Genomic DNA, 19975 nt, shown 5'->3' on the forward strand with positions numbered 1-19975 from the left:
TAAATGAATAACTACGAACTAATCAAGTTCGTACCAGCACAAATACCATCAATTTCAGAGCCGCAGCATCGGCAGCACCGCGAGCCGCAGTCGCGTTTGATCGACGATGTAGCGGCTAATCAGAACTTGGCTCGCTAACGAGCCGCTGGCAACTGCAACTAGCGCCAGCGTTTCTGCGACAGTCCTCAAGCCGATACGCTCCGCCTGGGCGCCGATTTCGGCAAGGCGCTGGCTACCGGAACGGCTGATCGCGCGACAGCCTGTTTCAGCGATTCCCGTCAATTCGGTTGCCGCGTTCTCCACAAACGAGATGCCTGCCGGCTTGGCGTAAGGAACGGGTGCGCTGCGGTTACGCCTTGAATATATTTGGAGGAAATCCGAGAAGCTGCGCTTCGGGGTGCTGGGTTCCTGGAAATCGAGCGAGCGCACACCATCCTCGTCGAAGAGCGCCATCGGGCGGAGTTCGAACGCTGCGCCGGCGACGGACGCTATGGCAATAACGGCACCGCTGAAGCCCGGGCGGAACACTGCAGATGCCAAGTGATCGAGATGCGCGGGGCGATCCGGGTCGTTGCCTAGCGACACGGCAAGCCATTGCCCGCCGCGATCCTCTAGAGGCCAGTGCAGTTGCTGGGCAAGATCGTCGAACCAAGGCCTCCCAGTGCGCCTTGGCCAAAGGACTACCGGCTCCTGCGCGGCAGCAGGCGCCGCCAAGCTCCCGACCAACCGGGTTCGCAGGCGTTCGGCGAGCATATCCCAGCGATCGAATGCGCAAGCCCAGTCGGGGGACAGCATGGTGGCGCCCGATATTTCCGGCGAGCTTGCCGCGCTGGTCGAGAGACGGCCCCCAGGTGATCCCGCGACGCTATCGAACCGGAATTCGGCTCGCGACACGCCGGCGAGCGTCTGCCCGCCCCAGATCGCTTCCGAGGCGAAGGCATGTCGGGGATCGAAAAACGGATCCTGGCCCGCACCGCGCGCCATTGATGCAGTGAACCAGCGGTCGCATGCAGGATCGTAGAAGTAGGCGACCGCGCCCCGCGCGCCGCCCTCCGCACGCCAGGTTTCGCCACCGGCGCCGTAGAGGTGGAGGGGCCCGACCTCGTCATAGGTCTGACGAACCGTTCCGATGAGCCCGGCACGGCGCTCGGGATCACTGACGGCCGGCAGCGCGCGAGCGAGGGCGTCCGCGGCGGCAATGGCGCCGAGGCACGCATCGGGATCGAAGCGAAAATCTCTCGTCCGGCGCTCGCGCAGCATACGCGCAATGCCCCGCAACATCGCGCTCAAGCGCGGCAACGAGTCCGCCCGCGAGGATACAGACAGAGTGAACAGCCGCTCTTCCAGCGTCAGCGGTGCCAGAGTGAGGCCATTGCGGCACGCATCGGCCAGCGCATCCCGCACTTCGCCCAGGAAGGCCTCGTCGATGCTTGCCGGTGTTTTTTCGGCTTCGGCGGAAAGTTCGCTTACCGCCACGCCTGCGGCCTGGCGCGCCAGGATCAGCGCGGCGGCGTGAAGTGCCTTGCGCCGCGCAGATGACGCTTTGGACACCATCCCTTCGATGCCGAGTCCGCGAAGATACCGGATCTCTACGTCTTCTCCGTGAAGCGTGATGACCAATGTGGCTCCCGCATCGGAGACTTCGCCGCCATTTGCTGCGATCTCCTGCGCGGCCCGCCATGCCGCGCGACCGGCGAAGCGGATCATCACGTCTTCCGGCAGTGCCGCAATTTCGGCGGTCAGGTTCGGTACGGCATCCTCTTCCGGCACCTCTTCCTTCTGCTGCTGGAGCAGGAGGACCGCGGCGATCCGGTGACGGCAAGTGCCGGGAGCCGGGCAGGTGCAACTCGCTTTCGCGGGACCACGCGCATCGATGCGAACCGTTTCTCCGTCCGCGGAGACGATGGCGGTCTCGCCTTCCCAGCCGCTGATCGATGCCTTTCCTTCTTCGACATCGCGCGCAGCCCGGCGAACAATGCCTTTGTTGGCCAGTGCGGCGAGCGCGGCTTCGTCGAACGCCATCAGGATCGCCGCGAGGGTCATTCGATGATGCTCGCGATCCATTCGGCGAAACGGTCCGGTGTCAGCGCGGCGATCTTCATGCCGGCATTGGCGAGAAGCTGTGCCGTCGCGCGGTCGTAATCGGGCACGGCCTGATCATCGAGTGCGGCTAGCCCGATCAGGGTCACCCGCGCCGACGCCATCCGCCGCACCGCCGCGACCATCGGTGCAACGGGGCCGCCCTCGCAGAAATCGCTCAGCAGCACGAAGATGGTCCGGCTCGGTTGCTTGATCTGCTGTTCGCAATATTGGACCGCGCGGCCGATATCGGTGCCGCCGCCGAGCTGGACCGACATCAGCACCGAAACCGGATCGGCGACTTCGCTGGTCAGGTCCACCACTGACGTGTCGAACACGACCAGCCGCACCTCGACCGACGGCAAAGCGGAAAGGATCGCGGCCATCACGGCGGCATAGATCACCGAACCCAGCATCGACCCCGATTGATCGACGCACAGGATGATCGTCCAGGGAAGCTGGCGGCGCGAGCGCCCGGTGAAGCGGAGCCGATCGGCAATGATTCGTTTGCGATCGGGGTCATAGTTTTTGAGATTGTCGCGGATCGTCGCGCGCCAGTCGAAATCTTGAAGCCGCTTGGTTTGGCTGCGGCGGAAGCGATTGCGGCGGCCGGAAAAGGCGCGGTCGATCGATGGCTTGAGCCGCCGGATCGTGTCCTCGACCACCTTGCGCGCGACTTCGCGAATCTTGTCCTGCACCGCCGGGCTTGCCCGTCCCTTGAAGGCGACCAGCGCCTTCAGCAGATCGCGATTTGGTTCGAGCGAATCCAGCGTCTTGGGATCGCTCAGGAGTTCGGTCAGGCCGAGCCGATCGACCGCGTGGCTCTGGAGCATTTCGAGCACCGAGCGCGGGAACAGCTCCCGCACCTCACCGATCCAGTCGAGGGCCGATAGACGGCTGGGGTCGAGGCTGCCGAACGCGGGCTTGTGCTGCTTCAGGCCGCGCTGGGTAAGTTCGCGGGCGTAGAGATAGTCGAGCGCACGATCCATGCGCCGTTCGGAACCATCCAGCGCCGGACCGTTGAGAGCGGGATCGGCATAGCGCCCCAGCACCATCCGCCAGCGCTTGAGTTGAGGCGCATCGCCGCTCACAGCAAGCCATCCGCTTCGAGCATTTCGCGGACGCGCGCATCGGCGCGAAGATTCGCAGCCACTTCGGCTTCAGGCAGATCGTGGCGGACGATCAGCGCCGCCGCATCCTCGCCATGCCGCGCCGCAATGGCATGCGCCAGCCGGTCGATCTCGCGCGGATCGAGCGCGGCGAACGCCATGCGCAGGTGCGGCAGCAATTCGACAAAGCCGCCATCGTCGAGTGCCGACAGGACCTGATCCGCTGTCTCGATGAGTTCGGGCACACGCCACAGCAATTCGCGCGAGATTGCGATCACGCCGCGTAACCAGGCAATCCGGCGCGCCATCTCGGGATAAGCGGCCCGCAACTCGCCCGACAGCCGCGCAGCGAATTCCGCGTCGTCTATCCTGCCCGCAAGCAACGCCAGTGCCGCGACCGCGCCCGCCAGCGCCGGATCGAGTTCGGTGTCGAGCAACGCGGCTATCGCCTCGTCGAACAGGACCGGATCGAGCGCGCGCAAGGACTCGTCGGCAAGCCCGGTCGCTTCGCGAAGCACCACCAGCGCATCGAGGGTCGCCGCGATACGATCCTCTCCCGCGTTGGCGAGATCGGGCAGAAGGTAGAGCGCACGCCGCCACGTCGTGCCGACCAGGCTCTCGATCTCCGCGCTATTGTCGAACCCCAACGCAGCGCGGCCGCGCCATAATCCAATCAGGTCGCGCAGTGCCGCGGCGACCGAAGCGAGGTCGGCGTCTCGCACGATATCGGCTTCGATCACGGGCAACACGCGCTCCGCATATGCGGCTATGCCGGCCTGGCAGGCGGCAGCGAACAGATCGATGGCGGCGCTGGCGTTGCCGCCCATTCCCTGCGCTTCGAGTGCGGCGAGGCGGCGGTTGAGTTCGGCGGCAAGCGCTTCTTCGATCGTGTCACCGTCCGCCGCACGTTCGATCAGCCGGGCCTCGAACAGTGGCGACCACATGATCGACCAATGCTCGATCAACCGGTCGAGATCGACGCCCGAGCGAAAATCGGGGCCGCCGGTGCGCTGCGCGAACCCTGTCTCGAGGAACACCGTAGCATGTAGAAAGCGGCTCGCAGCACGGTGGCGCGGTTTGCGGTAGATATCGAGTTCGCGATTGCGCCGTTCGCCATCATCGACGCGAAAGCCAAGCGCGCGTGCGCGCTGCCGGACCGCTTCGACCAGCGGCGGCGAACCCGCAGAAGCCGGGACGTCGCCGATTGCCGAGCCGGTGAGGAAGGCCACCAGTTCGGCCATCACCGGACTGGCGTCGCCGGCTTCCTCGCCCTTCAGGAAGGTCGAGTGGCAGGCGTCGATCAGGTCATCGCGCAACGGCCCCGGGCGTCCGCGAAGCTCCGCCAGCCGATGCGCGTTCTCCAGCGTCGCGACCAATATCGGCACCGCCGTCCAGGCGCCGAGCAGCGCGGTGCGCAGATGGGCAGCGAAATCGGTGATCAACCGGTGCGCGAGCTTGTCGAAAGGGGCAGCTTCTCCTGCCGCCACGGTCTGCCACAGGCCTTCGTAATAGGCCGGAAGCGGAAGGCCCGCCCCATAGCCGGTCAGCGCGTTAAGCTGCCGATAGCCATAGCGGATCAGATAGGGTGACCGCTCCGCCTTGCCGCGTGAGGGAGCCGCGACGTTTTCCAGTCTCGGTAGTGCCTCGGCCAGTGCCGGCGCGTGAAAGCCGCCGACCACAGTGAGTATCGGCCCTTTGATCTCGCGCCGCGCCTGGGCGAGATGCGCGACCATCCGCGTCTCGCGGACGACTGTGCCGTCCGCTTCCATCGTCGTCGTGGCAGTGCTTTCGCGCATATGGCTGCAATAACGCCCGACATCGCCGAAGAATCGGCGCCAGTCCGCCTCTCCGATCCTCGCCTCAAACAACTGGTCCCAGACCTCGTTGCCATCACGGCAACCCAGGCGATCGGCCAGCGCCCGCACATAATCGCTGCTGTCGAACGCCCACTCGTCGAGCGCGAGTGGCTGGATGGGGTCGAGTGGATTCGAATCGTCCTCACGCATTGCCTTGTCGGTCGCCGGCAGGTCGATGAAGCGGACCGGCACGCCGCGTGCTGCGCCTTCCTGGAGCGCGACATATTCAGGGCTATGCGCACAGAATGGGAAATAGCTCGCGCCGCGAACAGGCCCTTCGAGGATCGACACAATCGCGACCGGGGGCCGCGTCTCCGCATGCGTCAGCAATGGAATCAGCGGGTCATAATCGTCGGGCCCCTCGATCAAGATGGCGGCCGGACCGATTTCCGCGATCATGGCCTTCAGATGCCAGGCACAGGCCGGGCTATGGTGCCGGATCGGCGCGATGTGGACGTCGCACTCCAGGTCTGACAGCAGGATTGCCGCATCCTCGGGCATATAGGAGTTCGGGGCGCAGCTCAGGTCAGGCGCAGCGCGCGCGCCGCCTGATAGAAGTCCCGCCACGGCCCGCTCCGCGCCGAACGTTCCTTCACGACATGATCGAGATAAGCCTTGAAGCGCTTGCCGTCCTCGGGCTCGTCCTTGATGATCACTCCCTGGATTTGCCGCGCCAGATGCGCGCCGGTGAGCTTGCCATTGTCCAGGAACGCCGCCTCCAGCGCCGCCGCATGAAGCACATTTACTGCCTCCGCGGTCGACATCACCGCTTCGGGCCGGGTAAGGCTCGCACCCTCCTTCGTGCGGCCGCTGCGCAGATCCTGGAAGGTCTGCACGAGGATGTCCGCGACATCGGCACCCACATCGACCTTCACGCCGGCGGGGCCGAGCCGCTCGCCCAATTGCTTGAGCACCAGTTCGAGCTCGTGCGCCGGGTCGGCAATCGGATGGACCGTCTCGAAATTGAGCCGCCGCTTGAGCGCGCTCGACATCTCGTGCACGCCGCGATCACGCAAATTGGCGGTGCCGATGACGTTGAATCCGGGAACGGCGCGCACCGCCTGCTCGGCGCCAAGCTCGGGAACCGCGAGCGCCTTTTCCGACAGGATCGAGATCAGTGCATCCTGGACCTCGGGTGGGCACCGCGTAATCTCTTCGAACCGCACGATCTTGCCCGTGCGCATCGCTGTAAGCACGGGCGATGGGACCAGTGCCTTCTCGCTCGGCCCTTCAGCCAGCAGCAGCGCGTAATTCCAGCCGTAGCGCAGATGATCCTCAGTAGTGCCGGCCGAACCCTGCACGACCAGCGCTGAATCGTTGCTGATCGCCGCCGCCAGCAGTTCCGACAGCATCGATTTTGCTGTGCCGGGTTCCCCGACCAGCATCAGCCCCTGATTGCTCATCAGGCTGACGATCGCGCGATCTACCAGCGGATCGTCGCCATAGAATTTGCGGACGACGCCCAGCTTGGGGTCGCCCAGAATGAACCGCCGCACCGCCCGGGCCGACAAGACCCAACCCCGAGGGCGCGGCGAATCGTCGGCTTGCGCCAGCTTCGCCAGTTCGTCGGAGTAGCGTTCTTCCGCCGGCGCGCGCAGTGCGGTTTCGGTCACCATCCCGCCTTCTTCTCCCATGCCGGATCAAAACCGGTTCCGGCCGCCGCGATACGATGCAATGCCTTCCAACTTTCGGTGACCAGCACCGGCGGAACGTCCTTCAGCGGCACGCCATTCCCGTGCCATCCTCCGCGCCGCAGCTTCACGAAACGCAATTGCTGGAGCGCTGCGGGGATATTCTCCTCGGGCAATGGACTGCCGGTAAACTCGATCTGTGCGACGATCTTTGCGGATTCATAGCGGCGCTCATAGGTCATGAAGACCCCGCCATCCGCGGCAGCGCCGCGGACAAACCCCGCCTTGTTGGCGGTTCCGCGCAGCTTGAAGGTCTCGATCATCCAGCCCAAGCGATCGTCGATCGAGGTCTTGTCGCCGTCCTCCTCGGCAAGCTTGGGCAGGTCCTCTTCGAATTGTGCGAACGGAGAGGTGACTTCATAGTCGGAGAGATGCGCGCGCCATGCCGCCGCCTCGCTCGCGGTGACTAGGCTCGAATGCGCGAGTTGCACCTGCGCCATGGAGTCGATCGCGATTTCGCTATCGTTCACGTCGCTCAGCGTGCCGTCATCGAGGGGGCGAAACAACGCGCATGACTTTCCGTCGCCATCGATCCCGATCCAGACCAGCCGACGCACCAACCGCCCGACAATCGGGTGACGTAGCAAATACCGCTCCCAATCGTCGATCGACCAGCGCCGTTCGAGGCACATCGCCTCATATAGCCGTTCTGTCTGTGCGATGACGGCCTGTTTGAGCTCTTTCCGCGCAGTCGCGACCTGCTTCTTCGCCTCGGCGATCAGCGGCTTTTCGTTTTCGTTGCGCGGACTGGGGAGCGCCTTGGCGGGTTGCCCGGAGGGATTGAGAAGCACCAGCGCATCCTGCGCATCGAGCACCAGCTGGAACGTTCGACCTTCGCCGCAATCCAGCTCGCATACGCCCCGCTCGTCGAGCCCGGCCGTCGGGATCGTGCGATCGGCCAGTTCCTCCGGCGTCCAGCCCCGCCGTTCGGCAATGCGTTCGATCAGCGCCGCGGCATGCTCCTGCACCGTCCGCGCCTTGAAGCGGTTCGCGGTGGAAAGCACGACCTGGATCGCCGCCGGCGCCGAGCTTGCGGCCAGGACTTCGAGCAGCGCCTTGTCCTGCGAGATGCGGGCGCCATGATCCTTCAGGAAGCTCCGCACCGCCGCGGCCGCATCCGCACCCTCGGCCTGCGTAGCCAGCGCGAGCACGCCCTTGCTATCGTTCGCGCTGCCGAAATACTCGCCCATCTTGGTGCGCTTCAGCATCGCGAACAGTTTGTCACGGTCCGTCACATAATATTCCGCATATCGCGGGTTTTGCCGCACTGCCTGTTGGTTCTGGCTCAGCACCGATGCTACATTGGCGGCGGCATAGGCATTGCCCTCATCCTCAGTGGGCCGCCGCGTATCGTGCTCGATCCAGCTGCGCAGCACGAACAAGCTAAATCGGCGCGCATCCTCCTTCACCAAACGGTCCAGCCAGAGATCGAGCAACGCATTGCTCCCGGGCTGTTTCAGCTTGTGCGCCAGCACCACCCACCACCGCACGATCTTTGGATCGACAGCCTTTCCATCCTGCCAATGCAGGCGCGGCAACAGATCGAACGGAAACCATTCGAGGCCCTTGGTTGAAGCCTTAGCGAGCCCGGCTTCGGCATCCTTCAGCAGCCCTTTAGGATCGAAGCAGTCGGAAACGTCATCACCCAGCTTTTGCAGCGCGGTGATGATCGCGGCGCGCGCGATCTCGCTCTTTTCCTTTTTCAGCGCCTTACGTAGCGCCGGGATGCCGGAAGTCGTGCCCCGCGCGGCAAGCCAATCGGCCGCGCCCGCACGAGCTTCCTGCTTGCCGTCGCCGAGCAGGTCGATGATCGCGGCATCAATATTCGGCGCGCCGCTAAGCAGGTTTCGCGCCTGCAATCGCAACGTCTTCTGCGATCCCGTGGCGATCGTCATCAGCGGGATCATGTAGCGATGCGGCACCTTGGGCAGCGTTTCAAGCAGGTCGAGCGCATTCGAGGCCTGCAATACCGGCTGGTGTTTCTGCGGCGCGAGGCCAAGCGCTTCATCGATCCCGTCAAAGGCCTCGGCAACCTGAGGCCATAGCAATTCCCGATCGATATTTGCGAGGGAGGCCTGCCACGCGACTTGGAGATGTTCGATTACGGGAGGGTTACCACCCATCTCGACCCACAAATCGGCGGCGATCTGGAAATCCGAGCTGGTCTTGATCCGCCGTTGCAGTTCCTGCGCTGCGGCGTGCCCAAAGCCGCCGCCGAGCATAGGGAGGAACGTCCAGCCGGCGTCATGCCGCAGGCTCGCGATCAGATGCCGGATTGTCACCGATGGGTGCGCGAAGAAGGCATCGATCCCGCTGCGATCCCACTTCACGAACTGGTGGGTCCACAGGAGCCCGCTCACCCCGATGCGCGGATGATTGCTCGTCACCTTGCCGGACTTTTCGATCCAGCCGCGAAAATCCGCCACATCACGATCGCTGACGACGATGCGATGACGGCTCCAGTGGTTGGGTTCATGACGATGTGCTTCGCGCAACGCGAGTGTTGCGGCGTTGTAACTGCGAATAGCCGACTGCAGGTGGACAAATGCGTCGTCCGTGATGCGCCCAAGCTCCGGTAGCGGCGCGCGTGGGGGGAGCGAAACCGTCGACCCATCGAGCGCGACATAGCCACGTTCCCAGGGGCCGACCGCTGGTTTCGGGCCTTCGCCAAGCTCCACATTGGCCAAGGCGCGATTTAGGGCATCCTTTGGGCGCTTTTCCGCTTCCACCTTGTTCCAGCCTTTGAGCAAGGCGGAGGAATTGGTTCCCAAGGCGCCCAGTGCCAAGGTTATGAGCTCGACCCGGATGCCGGGACTCGACTTCGAATATCTCTCGTCAAGCGCGGTAGTCAGGGCATCGCGCGGCGCTGCGGTGAGCGCCTTCATCGCCGCGGCTCTCACCGTTTTGGCGGCCGATGTTCCATACTCGACCAGAAGATCGAGGTAGTGTGAAGCCAGATCAAAACGGCCGATCGCATGCGCCAGTTCGGCGCGGCCCGGCGCATCGAGCTTCGATTGATGCTCGGTTACCAAAGCGACGTGCGAGCCCAGCCAATTGGCGACGCCACCGAACATCTCGGTGCTGTGCGTGGTCCCATAGGATACGCCCGGCCCCGGATGGAAAAGCACATCCAGGACGGCGGAGGCATCGGCATCTCCCGCCACCGCCAGAGAAGCAAGTCGGCCCACGGAGCAGAGCGCCTTGGTGCGATTGTTGCCGGCATCTCTCGATATCGCGTGACGGAACCAGTCAGGCGCGTTCTTGGTGCCGAACGTTCCCCAATGCCCGCCCTGAGGCAACGGGTCGAGCGCAGCCATCGCCTGACCAAAGCGAACGAGGACATCGAGTTCCACACCGCCGTCAGCCAGCATGTGCACTACTGGGGAGGGACCGCCGCCATATCTGCCCGGCCTGTTCTTCCAGGCTGATACAACTGCAGGGGTTCCGAGCGTGGACAGGACCGATCCACCATCGCCAATGCCGACGAACGTCACGGTTTTGCGCATCAGGCCCGGACTTGCCCGATCAAGCACCGCAAAGTGCTTCTCCAGCCGCGCATCGCTGAATGCGGCCAATGGCCCAGCGCCAAAAATCACACTGAACAAGCGCCGCATCGACGATCCCCCTTGGTCTCGACTGTAATCGACAGCCGGAGCGAAGGGCTAGCACTATTCCGCACTCAGACACCCGGCCACACGACAGGTTCGATTTGGCCTTCCCGTTAAGGGCTAGCGATGCGCATAGTCCTAGCCGAGCGGGGTAGATGAGCAATTGGCCTACGAAGAGCTGAATGTCGGCGAGGATCGCGCGCTATTGTGGGAGACGCGGGATGGGTTGATCCGGTCCATCGGCCGCATCGATGGCATCGTGGAGCGTGGGCAGGCGGCGGATCGCCAGCTGCGGCGAGTGATCTGGGTCGGTGTTGGGGACGCACTCGGTGGCATGTTGCTGATGGCAATCCTGCCAGGTGCGGTCGCTCGATCATTGCCGGCCAGCTGGAATGTACCCGAGTGGATGGCGGCTCGCACAATCGGGCTGGATCAGCGAGCGGCGGGGGAGCGGATGATTGCCACGTCTCGTGAGAATGCGGAAGCTCACGGTAGCTAAGCGCCCAAGCTCCAGATGCAGAGCTAGCGCAACGGAGACTCGAAAACGGCGATTGGCCGATCAAGCGCATCTGCTACGCATGGCATGACATGAGCATCACGGTGGGTCTATGCCTGACGTAACGAGCGCCTTGTCGGCATTTCTGCGGACCCGCTGGCTTGCCGCCAGGATTCGAACGCCAGACAGTGTGCGCGCGTGGCAGGCGCGACGCGTTGTAAAATGGTTGGTTACCGACCTGCCACGTGTCCGTGCGTTCGCCCAGCTTGGGCCTGCTCGACTGGCGGACGTGCCACCGACCGAAAAAGCGGATCTCATGGCCGATTTCGCGGCCTATAATCGGCCTGGTATCACCGCAGCGGAGGTGCACGCGGCGATCGATGCCGGTGAAGATCGCGTCCGCGGCTATCCGATCGGGCAGAGTACCGGGACCAGCGGCAACCGCGGCTACTATGTGATCAGTGACGCCGAGCGATTTGTGTGGCTGGGAACGATCCTCGCCAAAGCCTTGCCCGACATCCTGTGGCGTCGGCACCGTGTCGCGTTGGCCTTGCCCGGTTTCTCCACACTCTATCGCTCTGCCGAGCGCGGTCGGAGGATCAAACTACGCTTCTTCGATCTCGGACTCGGCGTCGAAGCTTGGGCGGAAGACCTTGTGGCATTCGCACCCGACACAATTGTGGCTCCACCAAAGGTGCTTCGGTGGCTGGCCGAAAATGGGCGTTTGACGGCACGGAACATCTTCAGCGGCGCCGAAGTGCTCGATCCACTAGATCGCGCGGTGATCGAGGATGCGTCCGGTGCGCGGGTGCGTGAGATTTACATGGCTACCGAGGGTCTGTTTGGTGTCGCCTGCCCATATGGCACGCTGCACCTCGCGGAGGATGCGGTGCGGTTTGAATGGCAGCCTTCAGGCGATACCGGCCTTGTGACACCGCTCATCACGGACTTCACTCGCCGCGTTCAGATCATGGCTCGGTACCGGATGAATGACCTGCTTGCACTTTCGGACGCGCCTTGCCCTTGCGGATCTCCGTTACAGGCGGTGAAGCGCATTGAGGGGCGGCAGGACGATGTATTCGAATTGTGCGACGCCAATGGCCGATCGCGGATGATCACCCCGGACGTGCTGCGAAATGCGGTCGTCGACGCTGACCGTGCGATCAACGACTTCCGCATCGTACAGACGGCGCAAGACCGGATTGTGGTATCGCTGGACCCTTCCCTGTCGGAAGATAGCGTCGGGCGCGTGATCATGGGGCTCGGATCAACCTTTGATCGCATCGGTGTCGTTCGGCCTGACATCGCGGTGTCACGCGTGTTGGAGGTCGATTTCGGCCGCAAGCTACGCCGCATTCGCCGGGAATGGCCTCACAGGTAAAGCGTCGTAACCCGCTGCTCCACTGCCTGCGGTTTGCTATTGGCAAGCCGCCAAACGGTCGGCCCGATCAGGTCGGCCGGTCCGATCGCGAAATCGACTGCGCCCCAATCCTTGAGCGCTTCGACCTGATCGGCCAGTACCCGCTGGTCCTGACGCAGCAAGGGCAGATTGAACGCCTTGAGCACCCACCGTTTGAGCCAGGCGGGGGCGATGCCTTTGCGGGTGGAGAACAGCGCATACGGCCGGACCAGGTCGTTATCCTCGGGCGCAAAGATCGCGGTCAGCGAGACGCTCAAGCCGCGCGCGGTCCGGAATTCAAGCTGCCCGATTGTCGGGGGGAAGTAGCGTCCGATCGACACTGTCCGCTCGCCTTCCAACAGGCGCGGCATGATTCCGTCGGCACGCGCATTCTCGTGATAGATCGCCTCGGCGCCGTCAGGGCCGAGTGAGAGTTCGACGCGCATCGCCTTGCGTTTCTTGGTCCCGCGCAGGAACCATGGGTGGACGTAATGGGGGTGCGACGCGTCCAACATATTCTCGATCGCGTCCAGCAACCGCATCTGGCTAGGCGCGACGAGCCACTGAAAATGATCGAGCGTCGGGTCGTCAAGCAGCGTCGGCAGGCGCGGGAACGGTGGTGGCGTTTCAGCGAGGCACGCCCATATCAACCCGCCGCGCACCTCGATCGGCAACACGCGCACGGCGACTGCAGGTACCGCGTCGGATCCGGGCACCTCCACGCATCGCCCATCCGCGCCGAACCGCCAGCCATGGTAAGGACAGGCGATCGTGTCCGCCCGGACGCGTCCGTCCGACAGCTTGAGCGCACGATGCGGGCAGCGGTCGAGCATTGCGACGGGCTTGCCCTCGCTTCTGAACAATACGATTGGCGTACCGAGCAGGCGCCGCCCGATCGGCTTACCGTGAAGTTCGTCGAGCGCCGCCAGCGGATGCCACCCGTCCCGGATTGCGATCGGCCACGTCTCGCTCATAGACCCTTCCTCTTCATTATCGGGACCGCGATACGGTCGAGCAGGATTTGCATGAAGCGCAGCACGGCGCGTCGTCGCCAAGACAGGTGTCGCGCCGCGACCGCCATATACTCGATTACGCCAGTCGCGCCGCGGTTGCGCTTGAACTGCGCGGCTCCAGCGGACCCGTTCACGCGTAACCCCCGCTCTGCCGCCATGGTGGTGAACAGCAACGTGGCGATCCTGTACAAGCCCTCGGACTGCGGTCGCGCGGTGTCGTAGCCGACGACCGGCGGTGTCAGCACGTTGCCGCGCACCAGTACGCCTGCCACAGCCAGCAAATTCCCCTCCGCATCGCGTGCACCACGGTAGCGGAGCGTTCCGGTGCGCCAGGTCATCAGCACATAAGCCGGCGAGAAGACCGGGTTGAGCGGCGAGTATTTGCCGACATAGAGAAGGTGATAGAGTTCGGCGATGCGCTCCGCATCGGCCTCGCTCATGACCGCGAAATCGTCAATCATCAGGCCGCTGCGGCGAAGACGCCTGAGGTCATGATACGTATTGCGTCGGGGTCGCCACTCCTTTTCCAGATCGCCGGTCACCCAGATTTGGCGGCTGGCCAGCAACTGCCAGCCATGTCGCCGTGCAGCCTCGAGCAAAGCCGGAGAGGACCACCCATCCACCGATCGGATGGCGATTGCGTGGTCGGGGAAGCGCTCGGTCAGAAAAGCGCCGATCGCGGCGAGATCCTCCCCCTGCCAGTCGCCGTGCAAATTGGTCGACAACATCCAGTTGTCGACATGGACGATGCGGTTGACGTCACCCCAGCGCAACAGACGATCAGCCCCTGTTATCAGTGCGCGCAGCAGGGGCCGCATCCACCCGGTATCGACTATGTCGAGCTCCGCGCGCGCATAGAGAATATAGGCGCTATGCGGCAGGCAGACATAGCTGCCACCATAATCCCCATCATTGACCGTGACGGGATAGACGCGTTCGTCCGACCGAAGCGCCAGCCAGCGGGTCGCGACGTTCGGGATCATCGCGGTTGCGCCGGCGCGAGCGATCCCTTCAATGTAGGTGCGGCAATCGCACCCGATCGGCCAGGCGTCAGGGGGCGGCTCGAGTGGATCGAACAATATCATCCGATCGCCTCGCCATTCCATTCGATGTCGGCGGTTGTCGCTCCCGCTGCGGCCTGCCGCGCCATCAGCGCGTGCGCCGCAAAGCCGGTTGCATCGAGCATTGCGCCAAGGATCGGAAAGCGGTCCCCCGAACGGCCAATCACATCCCGCCCGCGTCCAATGTCTCGCGCCAGATCGCCCATTCGCTTGGCTGCGATCGCTGCGGGCAGGCCAAGCAGCAACATCGCCGGGCCCAGATACCGAAGGCCGTCGCACGCATGTGCGTCTCCATCGCCAAGCATTGCGCGGGCAAGATCGGGCTGGGCGTCGAATAGATGCAGCCCGCTCACCGCGCGCGGATTGCACTCGATCGGCACCGGCGTACCGTCTGGCGTGACGATCAGGTCGAACGAGAGGTGCCCGGTCAGGTGATCAGCAGCGGCCATGGCGCGCGCGATCTCGATCGCAGCCGGACACGCGACTCGTTCGAAGGCATAGGCCGCAGCACGGCCGTGACGCCAGATCGGGCGATAGACCACCGATGCAACCAGCCGCCCGCTGCGGGCGAACGACCATAGGCACAATTCCTCCCCCGCAACGAACCGTTGCGCGGCCCAGGGGATCGTCGGGACGAAGTCGATCGCATCGACCTGCGCGCGGGTCGGCCGGATCAAGCTATGCGTGGCGAAGCGCGAGAACTCTGGCTTGAGAACGAGATCATCAGGCTCGACAGGCGCCGCATCGAGCTCGGCACGGCTGGTGATCCGCCATGTCTCGGGGGTGGTGACCCCGATTGCACGTGCATGGGCGGCAAACGCAATTTTCGAGTGCAACGTGCCCAGAACGCCCGGCGGTGGGACGAGTGCGCGGTCGTCCAGACCGGCCGCAGCAACATAGAAAACTTCCTCGCATGTCGGAATGATCGCGACCGGGTCGAGCGCCGCGACAAGCGCACGCAGGGCAGCCGCAAACCCTTGAAAATCTGTGCGCGGCGGGGGCAAGCGATGCGTCGCGGTCACGGCGGACGAAAGTCGTGCGGCCCAGCCCGTCACGCTATCGGCGAGGTGGACTGCATAGCCCGCTGCGGCGAACGATCGGGCAAGATCGACCGCAACCGGCGCGCGTGCTCCGGTGATAAGGACGGTGCTCACATCTCGATTTCGGCTGCGCATTCAGGGCAATGCGCTGGAGTCAGCCGGATCGTTGGGTTGCGCCGCCACAATGCGTGCAATGCCGCCAGCGTTTGCTCGACCCGCCGGGCATGGCCGAGAAGCCCGCTAGTCAGCCGCGGCGGCGGCACATTGCGGCGGATCGCGTCACTCGACCAGGCGGCGTCCGCGACCAGAAAATGTTCGCCGTGCCTGGCATCGGTGACCACCAGGCCCCAATGGCCTGGACAATGACCAGGCAACTCGACCGCGAGCAAGCTACCGTCCCCCAGGATGTCGGCGGCGTCGGTGAAGGGTTGCAGAGCGTCGAGTAGCGGGACGCGTGCAGCTTCTTCAAAGAAGCGCGCGCGCGTCGCAATGTCCGGGGGCAACAACGCGGGGAGTATGCCACCGAGCAACGCCTTGATCCGGCCACTCGAGCATGCGGCGCGAAGCCCTTCGCGCGCGCAATGGATCGCGGCGTTCGGAAATGCATGGGTACCCGCGATATGGTCGGCGTGAAAATGGGATAGGATCAGATGGCGGACATCGCCGGCGGCGATCCCGGCGCGGCGCAACTGGCTCGCGACGTCTGCGCCCTCCGGTAGCGTCGCGGGGGTCAACCAGCGATAAAAACGTTCGGGAAAGGGCTGGGTCGCAGCGAAAAATGCAGGATCATAGCCGGTATCGAAGACGATCGGTCCCTCAACCGGATGCATGATCAGGGCCGACAGGGCGGGGAAGATAACCGGCCGCACGCTGCCGCCGCGAATTGTCGCACGTTGCGGGTGAACGCAGTGACCGGCACGAAACAAGCTGACCGCAACCTCACGCATTGCATTCTCCTGGCAGCGCATGGGCGATCATTGCGTCGACGGAGTGCTGCGGAACCCAGCCGAGGAGGTCGCGCGCGCGATCGAGCCGCATGGTCTGGCTAAAGCTGAACGTCATTACGCTGTAGCGTGTTACCGGCGGTTCGGGATGGCCCGGCAGTAACGCCGCCACGCGCTCCATCGCGCCTGCTACCGCCATAGCAAGCGACGCAGGTACCGGCACGAAGCGCGGGGATTGTCCGATGCGGTTGAACAGCGCGCGCATTAACTCACGCACTGGTCGCGGGTCTCCACCCGATATGTTGATCGCCTGGCCACCCGCGGCTGCGCACTGCCCGTCGGCGGCGAAAAACGCGGCAGCGGCGTCGCGCACATCGGTCGGTTCAATCAGCGCGTATCCACCCCCCGGCAACGGGAAGCGCCCACGCCGCGCGGCACGTAGAACCCGCGGCAGCAGGACAGTGTCATGAGGCCCGACGATCGCGCGCGGACGAAGCGCGACGGTTCGGAATCCTCGCGCATCAGCGGATAGGACCAAGCGCTCGGCGGCATATTTGGTCGCAGCATAATCATTGGCGAATCGCGACGCGACCGCGCAATCCTCGGTCAGGTCGATGCGGTCTCGCGGCTCGGCATAGATCGACGGGGTGGAGGCATAGATCAGGCTGCCACAGCCCGCGCCGCGGGCCGCGTCGAGCAGTCGCTCCGTGGCCGTCACATTGATCGCCTGGAACTCCGCCCTCGCCCCCCAGGGCGAGGACAGGGCGGCGAGGTGAAACACGACATCGACTCCGTCCACGAGAGGCAGCAGCGGATCACGGGTCAGGTCGGCCGCGACGAATTCCGTCTGCAGTTGCGCGCCGATCGTTCGATCACGACCGGATGCCCGCACCCGATAGCCTGCGGCGAGCAACTGGCCCACCAATTCGCGTCCCAGCCCCCCGGTCGCACCGGTCACGAGTGCGCTGCGGCTCACCAGCGAATCACCGCGCCGCCCAGCGAAACGCCGGCCGACGTGCCGATCAACAGCGTGTGGCTGTCCGCCGGGGTGAGACCGCGCTGACGCGCCACATGCAGCGCGTGCGGCATTCCCGCCGCAATCTGATTGCCGTGGTCGCGAAAGATGTCGAGCGTCCGGGCATGGCCGCCAGGCACCGACCGCTTGAGATGCTCAAGCGCCGGAGCGCTCGCCTGGTGCGGCACGATCGTATCGATCGCTTCGATTCCCAGTCCGCTATCTGCGAGGAGGTCGCGCAGGAAACGCGGGAAGCGCTTGGCCGTCGCCGCGAATAGGCCGGGGCCATCCATTCTGAATTTCGCTGCTTCGAGAAACCCGTCCAGATCGTGGTCAGGCCGCATCCGCGTGCCACCAGACTCAAGTTGGCACAAGTCGGACCCGTCCCCATAGGTCGCGAGACGGCAGCCCAGCAGCCGACTGGGGCCGTCCGCTTCGATCGCGACTGCGGCGGCACCGTCTCCGAAAATGACCGATGCCTCGGGCTGGTCGAAGTCAAGCGCAGCCGAGGCAATATCCACCGAGACAATCAACCCCCGGCGCCATTTGCCGACAGCCATTCCAGTCAAGAGCGTATCGAGGGCAACGATAAATGACAGGCAGGTCGCATTGACGTCGAATGCGGCGATCCCGCTGGCGCCGATGCCTAGCCGGCTCTGAATGAGCGGGGCGTTGCCCGGGATCGGCTGCTCCATGACCCCGCAAGCGGAGATCAGGACATCGATATCGTCGGCATGCCAATTTGCATCGGCAAGCGCCGAAGATCCGGCCACCGCGCCCAGCGCGGAGCTGGTTTCGTCGCCATGCGCCCAATAGCGGTTCGCGATTGCGAAATGCCGCTCGGTCCATCCGGGGGCGCGTGACATGAGAGCATCGAGTTCGACCGACCGGATAGCGGTTCCCGGCAGCGCCGCGCCGCTTCCTGCAAGGCGAAATCCGATGCCGCGATTCGGGATCATGGCAATATATTGAACACTGTTTAGTTACTTGTAAAGCTGGTCCCGATCGCTTCGCGGACGCGCGCGTAGACGGTGTCCAGCGGCCGGGTTTCGCCAAGCAGTTTGAACGTGCCGTTGAGCGTGAAAAAGCAATGTCCGTGGACGGTGGCCAGTAGAGATCGGGTCAGCCCATCCGCTTCGGCCCGTCGTTCGGGCGGGAGCGCGGCTGCGATCTCGTCACGGGCAATCCCGGTCAGCGAACGAATATGATCCTGATAATATTCGGGCGCTGCGACATCGTCGGGCAAGCGATGATCGTATAATGCGGTCCAGGCATGATGGTGCAGGACTGCGAATTCGAAATAGGCCTCCACCAGCACGCGCAGCCGGTCGGTCCGAGCATCCGCCAGCCGGGCTTGTACATGCGCCTGCCACTGCGTCAGCGTTTGCGCATTAATCGCGAGGATCAGCATGTCGTAGCTGCCGAACACATTATAGATCGTGCCAATCGAGTAACCGATCCGCTTCGCCACCTCCCGCGCTGAAAATCGGGCAAACCCAACCTGAGACATCTGACGATGCCCCTCATGAACGATCATGGTTCGAAGTTCATCCCGGGTGTGATCGGATCGGCGCGCCATACATCGAAACTGCCGCTATTTTTAACGGTGTTCAATAGATCTGGATGTTTGCGCTTCAAATTCGCACCGTACTCAGACAGCGTCTGGAATACGCCCAAATCTCGGTTATTCCGAGCCCCTCATGACGATCCCGAACGCTGCCGTTCGTTCACGTAGTAGGTGGATGGTTGAGTTTGGGACGAAGCCGTCATTCTCGGCTCGCCGCTTGAATGACGGCTTTCGGCGGGACGATGCTAAGGGCGTTTTGATTGCGCTACGCTGGCAGAGCCTCGTCACCTTCCGGAAGATCCTTGTCCATGTTGAAGCGCAGGACCTCTTCAAATACTCGGTTACGTGCCCTCGCATCGATAATGAGCGAGGCGGCCAGCATCACATAGAGGTGAAGCGGAACCTCGTCTGAGGAACCAATGACAAAGTCGTTATAAACGACCCGCTCACTGAGCGAGAACACATCTTTGAAACCGGTCTGCTTCATGTCTCTGTAGAATTTGTTGTCGATCTCGACGATCGAGAAGGCGAACACTTCTCGTACCGTTGGAATGCGATCGACCAGCTCGCTCGCATAGAGACGACATTGGACCAGAGCCTTGTTGTTCTCGAAGATGTCCGCACCAGGCTTCTTGAACTCGATGATGACGAGCTTGTTCGGGCGACCTTCATTGTCTTTAGAGAAGAACGCGGCGATATCTGACTTGCGTTGCTGCTTTGTCTCCGTTTCCGTGCCGACCTCGCGAACGATTCGCGCCAGCGTCTCGTCGCTATAGATGTTGCTGTAGGACAGGAACTCGTCGTCCACGAGCCACACATTGTTCTCGCGTATATCGTTGCCGTCGCTGTGCTTGCGCAGAATAGCGGCGTGCAGAACGTCCTCGGCAGACTCGCGCGGCATTTTGGCGAGTGAGTCGATGACGAGCGCGCGGTGAACAATGAAACGAGCCAGATCATCGCTCGCGAGGTGTGACGTGACCCCCGGCTTTCATCCAGTGGCAACCAGAGACCGACTGTTGTTGTCGCGCAAGAGCGCGGGTGAAGCAACGGGCGGGGTTAACCCCGCCCGTTGCTTTTCGAGTTCGGCGGCGAATGCC

At 63.7% G+C, this 19975-nt stretch carries 15 protein-coding genes; 2 read left to right on the top strand and 13 right to left on the bottom strand.

Features of this window, described 5'->3' with window-relative positions; translation table 11 throughout:
- Positions 1-54 precede the first annotated feature (54 nt).
- Genes DKB74_RS14055 through DKB74_RS14075 form a run of 5 tightly spaced genes read right to left on the bottom strand, consistent with a single transcriptional unit; the run spans position 55 to position 10349 of the window.
- On the bottom strand, positions 55-2043 hold the full coding sequence (locus tag DKB74_RS14055; RefSeq protein ID WP_109808769.1) for an SWIM zinc finger family protein: 1989 nt from the start codon (positions 2041-2043) through the stop codon (positions 55-57).
- Complete coding sequence (locus DKB74_RS14060; RefSeq protein WP_205007880.1) at positions 2040-3170, bottom strand: VWA domain-containing protein; 1131 nt, start codon at positions 3168-3170, stop codon at positions 2040-2042. Before DKB74_RS14060 ends, DKB74_RS14055 begins: the two co-directional genes overlap by 4 nt.
- Positions 3167-5611, bottom strand: a complete 2445-nt coding sequence (locus DKB74_RS14065) for a DUF5682 family protein (protein ID WP_145961009.1) — start codon at positions 5609-5611, stop codon at positions 3167-3169. Before DKB74_RS14065 ends, DKB74_RS14060 begins: the two co-directional genes overlap by 4 nt.
- Entirely contained in the window at positions 5566-6657 is a 1092-nt protein-coding gene (locus tag DKB74_RS14070; RefSeq protein ID WP_205007881.1) for an ATP-binding protein, read from the bottom strand. The genes DKB74_RS14065 and DKB74_RS14070 overlap by 46 nt, the downstream gene beginning before the upstream one ends.
- Positions 6654-10349 (bottom strand): DUF4132 domain-containing protein, encoded by a 3696-nt coding sequence (locus DKB74_RS14075; RefSeq protein ID WP_109808772.1) that lies wholly within the window; start codon positions 10347-10349, stop codon positions 6654-6656. Before DKB74_RS14075 ends, DKB74_RS14070 begins: the two co-directional genes overlap by 4 nt.
- 157 nt (positions 10350-10506) lie before the next feature.
- Here DKB74_RS14075 and DKB74_RS14080 point away from each other — a divergent pair, with 157 nt between their 5' ends.
- Complete coding sequence (locus DKB74_RS14080; RefSeq protein ID WP_109808773.1) at positions 10507-10842, top strand: hypothetical protein; 336 nt, start codon at positions 10507-10509, stop codon at positions 10840-10842.
- A gap of 109 nt (positions 10843-10951) precedes the next feature.
- Positions 10952-12220 carry a F390 synthetase-related protein gene (locus DKB74_RS14085; RefSeq protein WP_109808774.1) on the top strand — a complete coding sequence of 423 codons (1269 nt, stop codon included), beginning with the start codon at positions 10952-10954 and terminating at the stop codon, positions 12218-12220.
- Here the strand turns inward: DKB74_RS14085 and DKB74_RS14090 are convergent.
- From DKB74_RS14090 to DKB74_RS14125, 8 genes are all read right to left on the bottom strand, one after another.
- Complete coding sequence (locus DKB74_RS14090) at positions 12211-13212, bottom strand: aromatic ring-hydroxylating oxygenase subunit alpha (protein ID WP_109808775.1); 1002 nt, start codon at positions 13210-13212, stop codon at positions 12211-12213. The two genes, DKB74_RS14085 and DKB74_RS14090, sit on opposite strands and share 10 nt — an antisense overlap.
- On the bottom strand, positions 13209-14336 hold the full coding sequence (locus tag DKB74_RS14095) for a GNAT family N-acetyltransferase (RefSeq protein ID WP_145961010.1): 1128 nt from the start codon (positions 14334-14336) through the stop codon (positions 13209-13211). The genes DKB74_RS14090 and DKB74_RS14095 overlap by 4 nt, the downstream gene beginning before the upstream one ends.
- A complete protein-coding gene (locus DKB74_RS14100) occupies positions 14333-15466 on the bottom strand; it encodes an ATP-grasp domain-containing protein (protein WP_109808777.1) in 1134 nt (377 codons plus the stop codon). Before DKB74_RS14100 ends, DKB74_RS14095 begins: the two co-directional genes overlap by 4 nt.
- Positions 15463-16299 (bottom strand): MBL fold metallo-hydrolase, encoded by an 837-nt coding sequence (locus DKB74_RS14105; protein ID WP_109808778.1) that lies wholly within the window; start codon positions 16297-16299, stop codon positions 15463-15465. Before DKB74_RS14105 ends, DKB74_RS14100 begins: the two co-directional genes overlap by 4 nt.
- The gene (locus DKB74_RS14110; protein WP_161956872.1) at positions 16292-17272 is read right to left on the bottom strand and encodes an NAD-dependent epimerase/dehydratase family protein; all 981 of its coding nucleotides are present in this window, start codon (positions 17270-17272) and stop codon (positions 16292-16294) included. The genes DKB74_RS14105 and DKB74_RS14110 overlap by 8 nt, the downstream gene beginning before the upstream one ends.
- Positions 17269-18270 (bottom strand): 3-oxoacyl-[acyl-carrier-protein] synthase III C-terminal domain-containing protein, encoded by a 1002-nt coding sequence (locus tag DKB74_RS14115; protein WP_109808780.1) that lies wholly within the window; start codon positions 18268-18270, stop codon positions 17269-17271. Before DKB74_RS14115 ends, DKB74_RS14110 begins: the two co-directional genes overlap by 4 nt.
- A gap of 20 nt (positions 18271-18290) precedes the next feature.
- Positions 18291-18890 (bottom strand): TetR/AcrR family transcriptional regulator, encoded by a 600-nt coding sequence (locus DKB74_RS14120; RefSeq protein ID WP_109808781.1) that lies wholly within the window; start codon positions 18888-18890, stop codon positions 18291-18293.
- Between the two features lie 253 nt (positions 18891-19143).
- Entirely contained in the window at positions 19144-19779 is a 636-nt protein-coding gene (locus DKB74_RS14125) for a hypothetical protein (protein ID WP_109808782.1), read from the bottom strand.
- Positions 19780-19975 lie beyond the last annotated feature (196 nt).

Source organism: Stakelama portus (genome assembly GCF_003171655.1).
GTDB classification, from domain to species: Bacteria; Pseudomonadota; Alphaproteobacteria; order Sphingomonadales; family Sphingomonadaceae; genus Sphingomonas; species Sphingomonas portus.